The sequence below is a fragment of the Paraburkholderia sp. A3BS-1L genome, assembly GCF_051125215.1.
In the GTDB taxonomy this organism is placed as follows: Bacteria; Pseudomonadota; Gammaproteobacteria; order Burkholderiales; family Burkholderiaceae; genus Paraburkholderia.
Genome location: NZ_CP120444.1, coordinates 134,022 through 148,763 on the forward strand (window position 1 = coordinate 134,022; position 14,742 = coordinate 148,763).

Here is a 14,742-nt window from a genome sequence, read left to right on the forward strand (position 1 = left end):
GAGGAACCATAGCGACTCGATCAATAGCCCTGTGGAGGCTCCAATGAAATCAGTGACGTTTTTCCGCTCCGGGACCGAAGTGGCCAGCCATGAGATTCTTCAGATCGAGGTAAAAAGGGCGCGGTACATGATGGCCATGCTGATGGAGAAACTGGGCGCCGAGGGCATGGCGGAATTGTTCGCGCCGGAGATTGCCGCGCACGAATCGGAAACGAAGGAATGGGCGCTGCGCGCGGATGGCCGTTTTACGCAGTCCGTTGCGCAAGCGCACATCGCGGCGGGAAACGGCGCCGAGTTCATCGACTGGTTCTGGAGTGCGTATGCCGGCCCGGACGGCCTCGCCATGCTGCGCGCGCACCCCGAGCACCTGGGGGCGCTATTGCTGCCCGATGGCCGCGTGGGCATTCTGGAAGTGCCGGGCCATACCACGTCGCCCGCGCTCCTGAGACTGCGCCGTCTCGATGAATGGAATGGCATCCCGATTGAGCTGGATTCCGGAATGCCGCATCGCATGATGGGGCGTGTTGAATCGGCAGACGGCGAGACCCTCGGATATTTGCTGCATCAGTTCAGGGACACGTCGGCAGGATTCGACGCGAAGCTCGAGATTTATTGGCCGTCGAGCGCGCCGGCGCAACTCATACGCGGCCACTCCGATCACCTGATCGTCGAGTGGAACAACTGGTTCGAACTGTACGTTCTCTCGAGAACACGCAAGACTGACCTGATGTCGCTGGCGCTCTGCGTCAACACATAACGGCGTGCGGCATCGTGGCTCACGCGAGTACGCCAATCAATTAGTAGTCCATTAAGTTGAGGAATTCTTTCAATGTCCAGAAAAGTCATCATCACATGTGCCGTGACCGGCGCTGTGCATACGCCGAGCATGTCGCCGCATCTTCCCCTGACGCCCGATCAGATCGCACAGGAGGCCATCGAGGCGGCCGAGGCGGGCGCGGCCATTCTTCACCTGCACGCGCGCGACCCGGCCGACGGCCGCCCAAGCGCTGACCCGGACGTTTTCATGCAGTTTCTCCCGCAGATCAAGGCGCGCACGAACGCGATCATCAACCTGACTTCCGGCGGCAGTACGAAGATGACCCTCGAAGAGCGCCTGGCGCCGCCGCTGAGGGCGAGACCCGAGATGGCGTCGCTGAACATGGGGTCGATGAACTTCTCGATTCATACGGCGGCGCGCAAGATCGACACCTGGACGTACGACTGGGAAAAGCCCTATGTGGAGGGCACCGAGGACACGATCTTCAGAAACACGTTCAAGGACATCGCGCGGATCCTGAAGGAACTGGGCGAGGGCTGCGGGACGCGCTTCGAATTCGAGTGCTACGACGTGGGCCACCTGTACAACCTGGCTCACTTTGTCGACGCCGGCCTGGTGAAGCCGCCATTCCTGATTCAGACGATCTGCGGCATCCTCGGTGGCATCGGGCCCGAGCCGGACAACGTCGCCTATATGCGGCAAACGGCGAACCGCCTGTTCGGCGGGGACTATCACTGGTCGGTGCTGGGCGCGGGACGTCACCAGATGCCGCTGGCGACATACGGCGCGATCATGGGCGCGAACGTGCGCGTTGGGCTCGAGGACAGCCTGTTCCTTGCGCGCGGCGAACTGGCGAGGAGCAATGCCGATCAGGTCCGCAAAATCCGGCGCGTGCTCGACGAATTGTCGCTGGACATTGCAACACCTGAGGACGCACGGGCCATGCTCGGGCTCAAGGGTGCCCACGCCGTCGCATTCTGAGCGTGTTGCGCTTTACACAAAGAGGACGGATAGCTGCCATGAACAGGATAGTCGACCTTTCGATCTTTCTGGAAAACGACGTGGTGTCTGACCCGCCCGCGTTCGCGCCCAGGATTACGTATTTCGATCACCACGCGACCACGGGGCAGTTGCTGCCGTTTTTTCCGGGCCTCACTGAGCGCGATCTGCCCGATGGCGAAGCGTGGTCGATCGAGAAAGTCGAACTGGTTACGCACAATGGCACGCACCTGGACGCGCCTTACCATTTTCATTCGACCATGAACAAGGGCGAGCGAGCCACCACGATCGACGAGGTGCCGCTCGACTGGTGTTTCCGGCCGGGCGTAAAACTGGACTTCAGGCATCTTCCGGACGGGCATGTCGTCAGCGCTGCAGAAGTGGAGGCTGAGATCGAACGGATCGGATACACGCTCAAGCCGCTCGATATCGTCGTCGTAAACACGCGTGCAGGCGCGCGGTATGGGGAGGACGATTACGTCGCCTCCGGGTGCGGGATGGGTTATGAGGCGACCCTGTACCTGCTCGAGCGCGGTGTGCGGCTGACGGGTACCGACGCCTGGAGCTGGGATGCACCCTTCGTTCATACGGCCAGGAAATACAGCGAGACGGGCAACGCGAGCCTGATTTGGGAAGGGCACAAGGCGGGGCGCGATATCGGTTACTTCCATCTGGAGAAGCTGCACGATCTCGAATCGCTGCCATCACATGGTTTTCGCATCGCCTGTTTCCCGGTGAAGATCCGGGGTGCTTCGGCCGGATGGACGCGCGCGGTGGCGATCTTCGACGAATGATCCGCGGTATCTGAGCCTGTTGTTGCGGCACGCTTCCCGAACACATGGAATCCGACAGAGGTTCCGGAATATCGATGAACAATGGGGTGCGCCAGCGGGATCGCGCTGTGCACAGCCCGAAGCGGGAATTGAAGTTGTTTGTCGCCGAAAAAGGCGTCTTTTATAAGAGCCGGCTCAAAAATCCCGCTCTGTACGCCTGTAGATGTTCCAGCAGACAAGAGAGTAGCCGAGTTTCGAAAGCGCTCCATGTATGTGTGCGCCCAGCTCGGGCTGGTGTGTTCAGCAGGAGTTAGTCCTGCCGGGGTAATAAGTCAGGCGACCCGTAGCCTGGATAGCAGGGCGGTGGGAAACCACGACCCTGAAGCCTATCGAAAAGTGGGACTTACACTGCGGTAATTTGTAAATTTGTAAAGTCAACATCGATCAATTCAACAATCAGGATACTGAGAATATGGATGCACAAATCGATCACGCAGCCGGGATGCCGATTGGCTTGCTCGACGAACTCCCACCGCGGGTTGATGCTACCGAGTCGCTATTTTCCGCACTACAACAACTGCTGACACAGGAAAATCCCTACAGGAGTAGTACTGGGTAACCTCCCCTCGGAGGGTGTGAACCGAGCTCCAGGTAAATGATGTCATTGAAGTCGGAGGGTATTCTTCATAGATTCAACCTAGAACGTTAGAATTCCGAAATTACAGGAAATGAGAGGAGACATAGGATGCGCTGGAAAGGGAAAATTGTCTGCAGGTTGAGCCTGTGTATGGCGAGCGTACTGTCGATGGGTGTCGTACATGCGCAGAGTGGCGTCACGCTCTATGGTCTGATGGATGGCGGGTTGTTATACACCAGCAAGACGGCTGGCGCGGGCGGTCAGAACGAAGGGCACCAGTTTTCGGCGATCGATTCAGGGGCGGAGCCGACGCAGTTTGGCCTCTATGGCACCGAAGACCTTGGTGGTGGTCTCAAAGCGAAGTTCAGGCTCGAAAGCGGCGTGAGCGTAATGAATGGAGCGTTCAACGATTCGAACGGCAACCTGTTCGGACGTCAGGCGTACGTCGCACTTTCTGGTCCGTATGGCGAGGCCACCATCGGCCTGCAGTTCTCTCCGTTTTTTCTTGCGCTTTACGAGACCGACGCGCGTGGCTTTTCCCAGTTTGGAAGTGGTGTCATCAATTATGCGGATGGCGTGCTCGCCACAGGAATATTCAATTCGAACGGCATTGCTTATACGAGCCCACGGATTTACGGGTTCCAGGGGAGTGCGCTATTTGCATTCGGCGGCAGGTCCGGCGATTTTCAGGCGGGGCGGCAATACTCAGCGAAACTCGAGTATGAGAACGGCACGCTGCTACTCAACGCCGCAGTTTATTCCGGCAATGGAGGTGGAGCGGTTCAGACGCCGGTTCCTTCCAATGTCGAATTCTGGGGGCGCACGTTCGGCGCGACCTGGAAGTTCGGCGTGGTTACGGCGAAGGTGCAGTTCGTAAACTACAAGGTGGCGCAATCGTTTAATTCCAATGTCTACAGCGGTGGTCTCGACTGGTATGCCGCGCCGCAGTTGGACGTGAACGGTGGCGTCTGGTACACGAGCGACCGAAACTACACTGAGAATCACTCGCTAATGGGCGCGGTCGGGGCGACGTATTTTGTTTCCAAACGTACGGCGCTATACGCGCAGGTGGCGGTCGTTAATAACCACGGTGCGATGGATACCGGTCTCTCGCTCAATGGTGCGCTGTATGGTGTTCGGGGCACCACGGCTGGCGCGAACATCGGCATGCGGCAAACCTTCTGACGGTTATGGTGCATGCAGTTATTTGATCTGCCCAAACGAACTATTGCTCGACATTTCGATGATTGGATATATGCCGTCTGTCCGCCGGTACGGTGGGCGCCCGGCGCTGACACGCAACTGACGGTTGCAGCAGGCCGTAAGGGAAAAACGCCGCCGCACATTAATGCGGCGGCTCGAATCCACGGGTGTTTGCGGTACTTCAAGCGAGAAGAACAGCTGACCAGAAGCCGTCGCGTCTTCGGGTAGCAGGAAAGAACCAATGGTGACTAAAATTTCGAATCACATAATGTTTCGTTATACTATATATGACGCAGTGATCTCGAAGGACTTTTTCCGGTACTAGGCTGATGTGATACGAACACTTATCATTACCGCATCGTTGCATGTCGGAGTCTCGGGAAAACTCGAGCGCATCGCGTAATCAACTTGGGAATCGAAGCATGTTGTATGGTCAAGCCCAGGATGCAAGGTTGGCGGCCCTGATTGATCAGGGCAAATCCGGTCCGGTTGGCAAACACGTGACAGACCTTACGCATATGCATTGCTGGTGCGCTATCTCGAAGCGAGACTCGCGCATGCCTGCACGCGTGACAGATCCAGAACGCGTCCTGGCCAGCTTCGTAGCTGACGACGAGCCGCACGCCGGTCGGCAACGACCATTTCAGCCTCTGTTGTTCGATCACATCGAGCACCGCCTGCAGGCGCGTGGCGGCTCGTGGCTGCGCGACTGTGTGAACGGCCGGCTGCTCGCGCCAGCCATCGTGCAGCGCCACCTTTCACTTCGCTGCAGCAAGCCTGAGTTACGCCGCCACCACCAGCTCCTGACCGCCCGTATATGCCCGTTCGGTACGCATGATGCCCTCCCGTGAGCAAACCTCGGCACGCTGATTTTAGGCGTCAGCTTGTCAATGGCCGGAATGCTTCATAGGATCTCACAGGAATTTTTTAACTGGCCTCTTAGACAAAATGGTGTGGCCTGAACAAATGTTTGTTCAGGCCGTAACTTGACGTCTGTCGTTAACCCGCGGTCTGTTCGGAAGGAAGTCGACGGACGATGCGCGCGTAGTAGAAGACGACGAGCAATCCAATCCACGACGGGCCGACAACGAGTGCCACGCGCATGCCAGGATTGAATGCCATAACCACCAGCACCGCAATCAAGAAGGCGCCTGCGACGTAAGACGAAATGGGAAAGAGTGGCATCCGGACTGCGCTCGTTTGGACTTCCTTGCGGGAAGCGTTGCGGCGAAAGCCAATGTGCGCCAGCAGGATAATTCCCCATGTCCAGATGGAGCTAAAAGCGGAGATGGAGCTCAACCAGTTGAAAACCTCCGTAGGTGCCGCATAGTTTAGCGCTACGCCGATAAAGAGCAGAACGCGCTACGCCGCAAGCCCATGGCGCTGCTCAACCTGGTCTACCGCGACCAGATTTTTCCGCGCGAAGCCTATCGATTGACCTTCGATCGTCTGCTCGAACAGCTGACGCAACGCGAGGCATGCAAGACCATGGTCGAACTGCTCAACCTCGCCCACGAGCGCAACCGCGAGGCGCAGCTGGCACAGGCGCTCGAGCAGTGCGTGGCCGACGCCCAGTTGCCTGATCTGGACGCGCTTTGTTCGCGTTTTGAAGCGAAGCCCGCGAGCATGCCGAAGGTAAACGTTCAGCTGGCTGCGCTGAGCGACTACGAAGTCCTGCTTGACGTGGAAACGGAGGTGGCAGCATGAGCCCCGATTTCGACGCCACCCGCCTGTCGCCGCTGCTCAATGACTTGCGGCTGCCTGCCATCAAGCAGATCTGGTCGGGCTTTGCCGAGCGTTCCGGCACGCAATGCTGGCCTGTGGCACGCCTGCTGATGGCGCTGGCCGAGCACGAGCTCGCTGAGCGCGATCGACGCCGTGTCGAACGCCACCTCAGGGAGGCCAGACTGCTGCCGGGCAAGACGCTGGAGAACTTTGATTTCGATGCGGTGCCGATGGTGTCCCGGGCGCACGTCTCGGCGCATTGCGCTGGCGACGGCTGGCTGCGCAACGGCGCAAACCTGATTCTTATGGGGACGCCCGGCGGGGGCAAGTCGCTCTTATCGTCGGCCATCGGACTGAGCCTGCTTGAGAAGGGCTGGAAGGTTCTGTTCGCCCGCACCACCGACCTCGTGCAGCGCTTGCAGGTTGCGCGGAGCGAGCTGGCTCTCGAATCTGCTATCAACCGCATGGATCGTTTCGATTTCCTTATCCTTGACGATTTCGCGTACGTCAGCAAGGACCAGGCGGAGACGTCGGTACTGTTCGAGTTGATCAGCGCACGGTACGAGCGGCGTTCGGTTCTCCTGACTGCCAATCAGCCGTTTGGCGAATGGACCAAGGTCTTCCCCGACCCGACCATGACGGTGGTTGCCGTCGGCCGGCTCGTCCATCACTCGACCGTCTTCGAGCTCAACGTCGAAAGCTATCGACGGCGCACCGCTCTGCAGCGCAAGCAGCAGGGTCCGGGGCGTCCGGCCAGTTTCGCGACACCGAACAACGTAGGCGTACAGCCGCGCACGGAGGAACAGTAATGACAAACAGCTCACAACCGAATGTCGTCGTTACGCAATCGATCTCACCGACTGACGCGCTGTTCTTATCCTGATTGACGCGCAGCGCACCCGACGCTCGACAGCGTCAATCAACAAGTGGGCGTCAACCAATAATCGCTTGCCAGCGTCAATCAACATCGGCTTCATCAACCTCGCTGTGACATTCTCATCTTGTTTGTCGCGCGTCTCATCCAGATTGTCGCGCCACAGACAGCGCCGAATCACGTCTGGACGAGCGACATCACGTATGTGGCGACAGCCGAAGGCTTGCTGTATATAGCCGTCCTAAGCGACCTGTTCAGCCGGCAGGTGGTGCGCTGGTCAATGCAGCCGCATGGACGCGTATGGCATGGTTCCGGCGCCGCCCCGAAGCCGGCGTGGCGATCGGTGGGATGCGCCGACCGAAAGCCTGTTGGGTTCGCTGAAGGTCGCACGACTGCAGGGTCGGCACTTCGCGACGCGGCGCGCTGCGATGAATGAAATCGTCGACTGGCTTGGTTTCTACAATGCCCGCCGACTCCATTCGACATTGAACTACGTCATCCCCATGAAGTTCGAGAAGAATCGGGCCGCTCAGCGAGGGCAAGCGGCCTGATGGATTCAGCTATGGGATTCGTGAAACAGGGGCAAAGTCATTAGTCTCTTTCCCACATCCGACATCCCACATTGAAACCACATCCTGGACCGATTTTCAATGGGGCTCTAACAGCATCGAGGCTATGCGCCAGCGGTACTGGCCGACCTACCGACCCGCAAAGCATCAATCAGCACCTGGGTCGCGATGGTCAGCTCGCGGTCTTTGCGAGTGACGAAACTGAACTCCGCACGGTGGTTAAGCAGGTCGGGACGCAGCGGACGGATTCTCCCCTGATCGACCCACTGCGCCGCGTAGTGCTGCGGCAGGTAGCCCAGGAATTTTCCGGATAGCACGAGAATCACGACAGCCTCCATGTGGTAGACCGTAGCCGCGATTCGGAAGTCGGTTGCCACGCCAAGCTCCCTCGATTCGCGCATGTAGCCACGCGACACGTAGTCCAGCCCGCGCAGGTCATCGAGTTGGACCTGCAACGGGGCGGACTCAAAAAGCGGATGCCCCTGGCCGCAATACAGGCAGAGTTCCTCGGTATATAGTCGTTCGTAGTCTAAACCGGGCAGCCTGTTTCGAAACGGCCCGATACCCACATGCAGCTTGCGTTCCTGCACGGCGTCCTCGATTTCCCTAGGCGACATTATTCTTAGCTTGATATGCAGGTCGGCGCCCCGCTGCTTGACTGCCAGGATCGCGGCGGCAACGCGGGAGTGCGAATCGCTTGTCGTATTGTCGACGACGCCGATGGACAGCTCACCACTGATACGCTGCTGCAGCGCGCCAATCCCGGCCCGGAAATCTTCGACGGAATCAAGCAGTTTCTCGGCGAGTTGATACAGCGAGCGTCCACCATCGGTCAACTGAAAGCCACGCCGGCCCCGCTCGCACAGCCGAATCGCGATGCGCCCCTCGAGGTCCGCCATGTGCGTGCTAATGGTGGACAGATTCATGTTGAGCGCAGATTCGGCGGCGGAAAATCCTCCACAATCCGTCACAGTCTTGAAGATCCGTAGCAGGCGCAAATCGAAGTCGGTGACCTGAATCACAGGGCAAGCTCCTTGGCGTTTCGATGAGAAAAAGCGGCGGCCGATCAGATGATGATGGTTCGGCAAACCCAAAACTAAAGTTCGAAAGAATGGGATTCAACCGGCGATGCGGGCCTGCCAATAATGCCACACCCCCCACGTCACTGACCGCAAGGAGTTTCCATGAGTGAAAACCGATTCGCGCCGATCACCGGCACCGTCATGCCCCGGTATTCGGGCCTGGCCACTTTGATGCGGCTGCCGTATACGCCTCTGACGGACGAGCATATCCGCGAAGTGGACATCGGCCTGATCGGCGTGCCATGGGACGGCGGTACGACTAACCGACCCGGCGCACGCCACGGGCCGCGCCAGGTACGCGACGTGTCCACCATGGTTCGTAACGTCAACCGTGCGAGCGGCATCAATCCGTTCGAACTGTGCAATTGTGCCGACCTCGGGGACACGCCCGTCAACCCGGTCGACCTGAATGATTCGCTCAACCGCATTACCGCGTTTTACAACGAAGTCTACAAGGCCGGCATCGTGCCTCTTTCGGTGGGTGGAGATCACTTAGTGACGCTGCCGATCATGCGTGCGCTGGCCAAAGGCCAGCCAATCGGTATGGTGCACTTCGATGCGCACACGGACACATGGAATCGGTATTTCGGTGATAACCCTTATACGCACGGCACGCCGTTTCGGCGCGCCGTTGAGGAAGACTTGCTGGACCCGAAGCGCACAGTGCAGATCGGTATTAGGGGGGCACTCTACAACGACAGCGAAAACGACTGGGGCGAACGCCAAGGTATTCGGGTGATCGACATCGACGAATTCCGCGCCATGGGTGTCGATGCGGTCATCGCGGAAGCTCGACGCGTCGTGGGCGATGGCCCGACCTACGTGACGTTTGACGTGGATGCGCTGGACCCGGTCTACGCGCCCGGCACCGGTACGCCGGAAATCGGCGGGCTGACGACTCTTGAGGCACAACAAATGATCCGGGGGTTGCGCGGTCTCCACCTCGTCGGAGGCGACGTGGTCGAAGTGTCACCGCCATTCGATCCGAGCGGCAATACTGCTCTCGTTGGCGCCACTCTGATGTTCGAAATACTCTGCGTCCTGGCCGATAGCATTAAGCGGCGCAGGTAATTGGGCGACCGGTCCATGTGCCGCCGATCGATCGTGACGATACCGTATGGCCGGAAAGCGGTCGGCCTTTTTATGTTTTTTCCCGAGGAGATAATGCGATGCGATCCTTCTTCGACTTACAACTGGGCGAATTCAATCGGGGGAGACGGAAAATGAAAGGGACGCAATCGGCGCTTACTGCTCTCCTAGCCCTCTTTGCTGCAAGTTATTTCACCTCGAGCGTAACGCATGCCGAGGAAAAGCCGCATGTCATCATCGGCTATGAGGAGGCCATCGATCCGTTCATGGTGTCGATGGCCGAGCACATGTTCGAGCGCAACATGGACGCCGACGTGCAGTACAAGATGTTCAGCTCGGGGCCGGCGGCAATGACCGCTTTGGCGTCGAACAGCCTGTCATTCATGTGCGTCATCGGCATTCCACCCGTCGTCACGGCAATCGCGCAGGGTCTGCCGATGACCATCGTGTACAACCAGGAGCGCTACATCGACGCGGCCGGTATCGTCGTCAAACCCGAAAGCGGCATCAAGGACGTCTCCGGACTGCAGGGCAAGAAGATTGCAATTGTCGCGGGCTCGCAAGCCTCGTTCGAACTGGCCACTTTCCTAGCCGAGGCGCACGTGCCGTATTCGGCGGTCACGCAGATCAACATGGCGCCGCCGCAGATGCGTACCTCGTGGGTGACTGGCGCTATCGACGCAGCGATCGTCTGGGATCCGGTGTTCACTACTCTGCGGGAGGCCGGAGGGAAGGTGATCAAGACCGACGGCGACCTGCCGCGCGAAGCCTCGAGCTATAACGTGTGCATCGCCAGCGCCGACTGGGCGAAGGCACATCCGGCGCTGGTGCGTGGCTTTGTGGTCGCCATGGACCAGGGCTATCAGATGACGATAAAGGAGCGTGACAAAGCGGTTGCCGACATGGCTCGCGTCATGGGTGTGACTGTGCCTGTCGCGCAGAGGGAACTGGCCGGCTACGAGCTGTTCTCGGGTGCCGACCAGACAACGCCGAAGGTCATGGGCCGAGGCACCGGCGTAAAGAACTCGCCAACCTACAAGACTCTCGTCAACACAGCCAAGGTGCTGAACTCCAGTGGGCGCATCCAGTCGGTGTCGGTGAATTTCGAGAAGAACGTAGCTCCTCAGTACTCCGAATTTCTTTCCCATTGAAACGGCCCGACGCTTAGCTGCGGCCGTCTTGTCGGTTGTGTTGCGTTAATGGCTTGGAACGGTCAGGCACGCGAGATGAAGAGGTTCGGACACAGGAGCATCCCACCGATCGAAGCCAAGCTCAGCGTGACGTCGAATTTCTCTTGTACGTTTACACGCATGGCACCCCATTTCGTCGTGCTATCGAGGAGGGTTTACTGGATCCAAATCGGATAGTGCAACTCTGTATTCGCGGGGCGTTGTACAACGGCCGTGAAAGTGATTGGGGCGTACGTCAGGGTATTCGAGTCATCGACATCGATGAATTCCGATCAATGGGTATTGAGAACGTAATCCTGGAAGCCAGGAGGGTAGTCGGCAGCGGTCGAGCTTATGTGACATTGGATGTTGATGCACTAGCCCCCGTGTATGCGCCGGGTACCGGCACGCCAGAAATCGGTGGGCTGAAAACGATCGAGGTTCAGGCCATGATTCGTGGACTGCGGGGCCTTAATCTCATCGGAGGTGATGTCGTCGAGGTGTCGCCGCCGTTTGACCCAAGTGGCAATACGGTATTGGTCGCTGCCACGTTGATGTTCGAGATCCTGTGCGTCCTGGCTGACAACATCAGCAAGCAAAAGCGTCGCTAACCACCCGAATATATGAACAAGAAATGGACTACCAGCCGTCGACGACAGCTAGGTAAGCCATCTACACAGGAGACAAAGTTGGATACTACGAAATTCGGCGCGGAATCCTCCACAACTTCGCCCGCAAGTCCGCGCCAAGCCCCAAGCCTAACGTCTAGCACGACTTCCGCTCGGTTGATTGAGCGCCGCTCGATCGACTTCATCCCAGAATCGGAAAGACATGGCAAACTGGCTAGTCAGTTTACCCTATGGCTTGGCGCCAATCTCCAGATTACCGCTGTGGTAACTGGTGCACTGGCAGTGGTGCTTGGTGGCGATGTGTTTTGGTCCCTAATTGGCCTCCTGATTGGACAGACCCTGGGTGGCGCCGTGATGGCACTACATGGCGCGCAAGGGCCTCAGCTCGGGCTCCCACAGATGATTTCCAGCCGAGTCCAGTTCGGAGTTTACGGTGCCATTTTGCCCCTGGTGCTCGTTTCCATCATGTATGTCGGCTTCTCAGCGGGCGGCATGGTTCTGTCCGGTCAAGCACTCAGCCATCTGATGGGTATCAACAACACCAGCGCGATTTTGCTGTTCTCAGGTCTGGTGATCATGCTCGCTACTTTCGGCTATCGCACCATCCATTTCATGGGGCGAGTCTCCAGTGTGATTGGAATTGTGGCTTTCCTTTACTTGTTCGCGAGTCTACTACACGGACATGACCTTGGTGCGCTACTTCAGAATCGCAGCTTCGACGTGGGTCACTTCCTGTTGGCCGTTTCCCTTTCCGCGTCATGGCAGATTGCTTACGGGCCATATGTGGCCGACTACTCGCGCTATCTGCCTCGCTCCACCTCGGCGTTGAAGACATTCCTCGCGGTGGGCATTGGTTCAGTGCTGGGTTCGCAGATCTCAATGGTTTTCGGTGTCTTTGCCGCTGCGTTGGCGGGCAACCAGTTCGCCGGACATGAGGTGAGCTTTATCGTAGACCTGGGCGCAACTGGGGTAGCCGCGGTTTTGCTCTATTTGACGATCGTCTTGGGCAAACTCACGATCACAACGTTGAATGCTTATGGAAGCGTCATGTCGGTCGCCGCCATCCTAACCGGACTTGGCGGTCAGCGGACCATCTCAGGCCGTACAAAATTCTTTTTCGTAGTAGTCATGGTGGGGTTTTCTACGGCGCTCGCTTTGGCGGCTGGGGAGCATGACTTTCTTAAGAAATTCTCCTCTTTCCTATTGTTCCTACTTGCTTTCCTTACCCCTTGGAGCGCGATCAACCTGGTTGACTACTACTTTGTCACCAAGGAGCGCTACGACGTGCCAGCGCTCTTCAACCCGCACGGCCGCTATGGTCGGTGGAATGCTAAGGGTATGACAGTCTATGTGGTGGGTGTAGCGGTGCAAATGCCCTTCATTGCGACCAGCTTCTATACCGGTGCGTGGGTGGGGGCGCTCGGCGGAGTCGATATATCTTGGATCGTTGGTCTAGTTGTTCCAGCGGTGATTTATTCCTTCACGGGCAGTAAAGCGAACGTGCCTCAGGCGCTGATCCTGCCGGATAAAGCCGACCATGCCGAGTCGTAGTCTGCCGGTCTATGTTGAGCACTGAACCTCCCCGGGAATCGTGGAGGCTGGTTGGTTTAAGTTAATGCGGGTTCAGCGGCAGCTGTTTCAAGTTGCCGATAGTAGTTTGCCTCAGCTTCGGCGGGCGGGATATAGCCGAGGGGTTCCATCAATCGATGATGATTGAACCAGGCCACCCACTCCAACGTTGCCAGCTCAACGGATTCCCGCGTTTTCCAGGCGCGGTGATGAATCAGTCCAGCCTTGTACAAGCCGTTGATCGTTTCAGCCAAGGCGTTGACGCTCCTATGTCAAGCGAAGGCTTTGGATTCAGCTAGATCGGCGAGAATGAGAGGGTAAAGTTCTCGCACTATGTACCGTTTCAAGCAGCGATGAATCTCCTTGTTCGACATACCTTCATGGCTTCGACGCTGCACATACGCTTTCGTCCTCGGATCACTACGCATGCGCACTATCGCTATGGTCCATAGCGCGTTGTTCGCGGAACGGTTTCCCCCGCGATTCAATCGATGCCGTACTGTTTTCCCAGATGGAGCCTGGAGAGGACTTGTTCCACAAAGCGCTGCGAGAGAAGCCTCATTTTTGAGGCGTTCAGGGTTGTCACCGGCAACCGTAACCAGTATCGCGGCAGTGTGAGGTCCGACACCGAAGCGCTCTCTAAGCCGAGGGGCGTACTGGCTGGTAAGCTTCTCCAGCATTGCATCAAGAGCCCTCAGTTCTTCCTCAAGAGCTATCCACCGTTTTTCCAGCAGGCGAAGCGTGGCGGCCAGAGTCTGCAACATGGGAGTGTTCCCCAGGGACCGAACTCGAGCGCAGTTCGCAACGCATTCGGCCATCTTCGTGCTCGAAAGGCGTTCGCGGATGTCTTGCGGCGGGCTGACGAGTAGGCTTCTCAGCTGATTGATGGCTTGGGTGTTAGCCTTAACAGCACTTCGCCGTGCGACGGTGACAGCTCGCATGGCCTCCGCGGCGCCCAATTTGTCCTTTGGGATCGCTGCGGCCTTGCCCGAGAGAACAGCGCGTGCAGCGCTTTCGGCGTCAGTGGTATCGGACTTGCCGCGAAAGGTTCCGGTGCAAATAGGGGCGGCGAATCGGTTAGAGTTGTCGGGGAATAACGAACTGTGACCCGCGATGAGCAGGCTGAAGAATCGGGAGGGGTTGTTCGGTGGACGCCATTTTGATCGGGAGATCATCGTTCTGTGTGTTCGCTGGTACCTGCGCTACAAGTTCAGCCTGCGCGATCTGGTCGAGATGATGGCCGAGCGGGGTTTGTCGCTGGCTCACACCACGATCATGCGCTGGGTGAGGCGTTATACGCCCGAGTTCGTCAAACGCTGGAACCGCTTCGCAATCCCTGCGGGTCGCTCATGGCGCGTCGATGAGACCTACCTGAAGATTCGAGGCAGGTGGGTCTACCTGTACCGGGCGGTCGATCGGGCTGGCCAGACGGTGGACTTCATGCTCAGGGCGAGGCGCGACGTGGACGCCGCCAAAGCCTTTTTCAGCAAGGCGATCAGGCGTCAGGGCCAATCGCCAGAGACCATCACGCTCGATGGCTGATATGACTCCCCGTGTCAACAAGAGATCGTTTTTTCGCTTTCGCTAAAGACATGTTGTTCGAGTTTCCTGAGGGCGACGTAGCAGTAAGTCTCGACGGTGAATCA

At 58.1% G+C, this 14,742-nt stretch carries 12 protein-coding genes and 5 pseudogenes; 12 read left to right on the top strand and 5 right to left on the bottom strand.

The genetic code is table 11. The annotated features are described in order from the left end of the window. Window positions 1-43: 43 nt before the first annotated feature. The 4 genes from P5W99_RS25730 to P5W99_RS25745 all read left to right on the top strand — a co-directional run bounded on the left by P5W99_RS25730 (window position 44) and on the right by P5W99_RS25745 (window position 4,372). A complete protein-coding gene (locus P5W99_RS25730) occupies window positions 44-757 on the top strand; it encodes a hypothetical protein (protein ID WP_421027706.1) in 714 nt (237 codons plus the stop codon). A gap of 72 nt (window positions 758-829) precedes the next feature. Next, window positions 830-1,759: a 3-keto-5-aminohexanoate cleavage protein gene (locus P5W99_RS25735; protein WP_434664928.1), complete on the top strand. Its 930-nt coding sequence runs from the start codon at window positions 830-832 to the stop codon at window positions 1,757-1,759. Between the two features lie 38 nt (window positions 1,760-1,797). Beyond that, window positions 1,798-2,571, top strand: a complete 774-nt coding sequence (locus tag P5W99_RS25740) for a cyclase family protein (RefSeq protein WP_421027708.1) — start codon at window positions 1,798-1,800, stop codon at window positions 2,569-2,571. 766 nt (window positions 2,572-3,337) lie between these two features. Continuing rightward, window positions 3,338-4,372, top strand: coding sequence for a porin (locus P5W99_RS25745; protein WP_421027709.1), 1,035 nt, complete (start codon window positions 3,338-3,340; stop codon window positions 4,370-4,372). A gap of 578 nt (window positions 4,373-4,950) precedes the next feature. On the opposite strand, the pseudogene P5W99_RS25750 reads toward P5W99_RS25745, so the two are convergent. Both P5W99_RS25750 and P5W99_RS25755 read right to left on the bottom strand, forming a co-directional pair. Then, a pseudogene (locus P5W99_RS25750) lies at window positions 4,951-5,226 on the bottom strand (IS110 family transposase); the annotation flags it as partial. Between the two features lie 163 nt (window positions 5,227-5,389). Further along, complete coding sequence (locus P5W99_RS25755; protein ID WP_434665409.1) at window positions 5,390-5,746, bottom strand: hypothetical protein; 357 nt, start codon at window positions 5,744-5,746, stop codon at window positions 5,390-5,392. 21 nt (window positions 5,747-5,767) lie between these two features. Between P5W99_RS25755 and P5W99_RS25760 the strand changes: the two genes are divergently transcribed. The 3 genes and pseudogenes from P5W99_RS25760 to P5W99_RS25770 form a co-directional block, all read left to right on the top strand. Continuing rightward, on the top strand, window positions 5,768-6,097 hold the full coding sequence (locus P5W99_RS25760) for a hypothetical protein (RefSeq protein WP_434664930.1): 330 nt from the start codon (window positions 5,768-5,770) through the stop codon (window positions 6,095-6,097). Next, on the top strand, window positions 6,094-6,924 hold the full coding sequence (gene istB, locus P5W99_RS25765) for an IS21-like element helper ATPase IstB (RefSeq protein WP_434664932.1): 831 nt from the start codon (window positions 6,094-6,096) through the stop codon (window positions 6,922-6,924). Before P5W99_RS25760 ends, istB begins: the two co-directional genes overlap by 4 nt. A gap of 231 nt (window positions 6,925-7,155) precedes the next feature. After that, window positions 7,156-7,540 (top strand): annotated as a pseudogene (locus tag P5W99_RS25770) (IS3 family transposase); the annotation flags it as partial. A 122-nt stretch (window positions 7,541-7,662) separates the two neighbouring features. On the opposite strand, the gene P5W99_RS25775 reads toward P5W99_RS25770, so the two are convergent. Beyond that, window positions 7,663-8,580 carry a LysR family transcriptional regulator gene (locus P5W99_RS25775; protein WP_434664934.1) on the bottom strand — a complete coding sequence of 306 codons (918 nt, stop codon included), beginning with the start codon at window positions 8,578-8,580 and terminating at the stop codon, window positions 7,663-7,665. Between the two features lie 162 nt (window positions 8,581-8,742). Between P5W99_RS25775 and speB the strand changes: the two genes are divergently transcribed. From speB to P5W99_RS25795, 4 genes are all read left to right on the top strand, one after another. Further along, complete coding sequence (gene speB / locus P5W99_RS25780; RefSeq protein ID WP_434664936.1) at window positions 8,743-9,711, top strand: agmatinase; 969 nt, start codon at window positions 8,743-8,745, stop codon at window positions 9,709-9,711. A gap of 152 nt (window positions 9,712-9,863) precedes the next feature. Further along, window positions 9,864-10,880, top strand: coding sequence for a taurine ABC transporter substrate-binding protein (locus tag P5W99_RS25785; RefSeq protein ID WP_434664937.1), 1,017 nt, complete (start codon window positions 9,864-9,866; stop codon window positions 10,878-10,880). 143 nt (window positions 10,881-11,023) lie between these two features. Further along, window positions 11,024-11,509, top strand: a complete 486-nt coding sequence (locus P5W99_RS25790; RefSeq protein WP_434664938.1) for an arginase family protein — start codon at window positions 11,024-11,026, stop codon at window positions 11,507-11,509. Between the two features lie 174 nt (window positions 11,510-11,683). Then, entirely contained in the window at window positions 11,684-13,078 is a 1,395-nt protein-coding gene (locus P5W99_RS25795; protein ID WP_434665411.1) for a purine-cytosine permease family protein, read from the top strand. A 56-nt stretch (window positions 13,079-13,134) separates the two neighbouring features. On the opposite strand, the pseudogene P5W99_RS25800 reads toward P5W99_RS25795, so the two are convergent. Beyond that, window positions 13,135-13,356: pseudogene (locus P5W99_RS25800) on the bottom strand (integrase core domain-containing protein); the annotation flags it as partial. Between the two features lie 12 nt (window positions 13,357-13,368). Further along, a pseudogene (locus tag P5W99_RS25805) lies at window positions 13,369-14,139 on the bottom strand (transposase); the annotation flags it as partial. A 70-nt stretch (window positions 14,140-14,209) separates the two neighbouring features. On the opposite strand from P5W99_RS25805, the pseudogene P5W99_RS25810 reads away from it, so the two are divergent. Next, window positions 14,210-14,635 (top strand): annotated as a pseudogene (locus P5W99_RS25810) (IS6 family transposase); the annotation flags it as partial. Window positions 14,636-14,742: the final 107 nt, after the last annotated feature.

What these genes read in the sequence shown, in the direction of transcription:
- P5W99_RS25740 (WP_421027708.1), top strand. Translation starts at nt 1,798, where the DNA reads ATGAACAGGATAGTCGACCTTTCGATCTTTCTGGAAAACGACGTGGTG.
- P5W99_RS25745 (WP_421027709.1), top strand. Translation starts at nt 3,338, where the DNA reads ATGGCGAGCGTACTGTCGATGGGTGTCGTACATGCGCAGAGTGGCGTC.
- P5W99_RS25785 (WP_434664937.1), top strand. Translation starts at nt 9,864, where the DNA reads ATGAAAGGGACGCAATCGGCGCTTACTGCTCTCCTAGCCCTCTTTGCT.
- speB (WP_434664936.1), top strand. Translation starts at nt 8,743, where the DNA reads ATGAGTGAAAACCGATTCGCGCCGATCACCGGCACCGTCATGCCCCGG.
- P5W99_RS25735 (WP_434664928.1), top strand. Translation starts at nt 830, where the DNA reads ATGTCCAGAAAAGTCATCATCACATGTGCCGTGACCGGCGCTGTGCAT.
- P5W99_RS25760 (WP_434664930.1), top strand. Translation starts at nt 5,768, where the DNA reads ATGGCGCTGCTCAACCTGGTCTACCGCGACCAGATTTTTCCGCGCGAA.
- P5W99_RS25730 (WP_421027706.1), top strand. Translation starts at nt 44, where the DNA reads ATGAAATCAGTGACGTTTTTCCGCTCCGGGACCGAAGTGGCCAGCCAT.
- istB (WP_434664932.1), top strand. Translation starts at nt 6,094, where the DNA reads ATGAGCCCCGATTTCGACGCCACCCGCCTGTCGCCGCTGCTCAATGAC.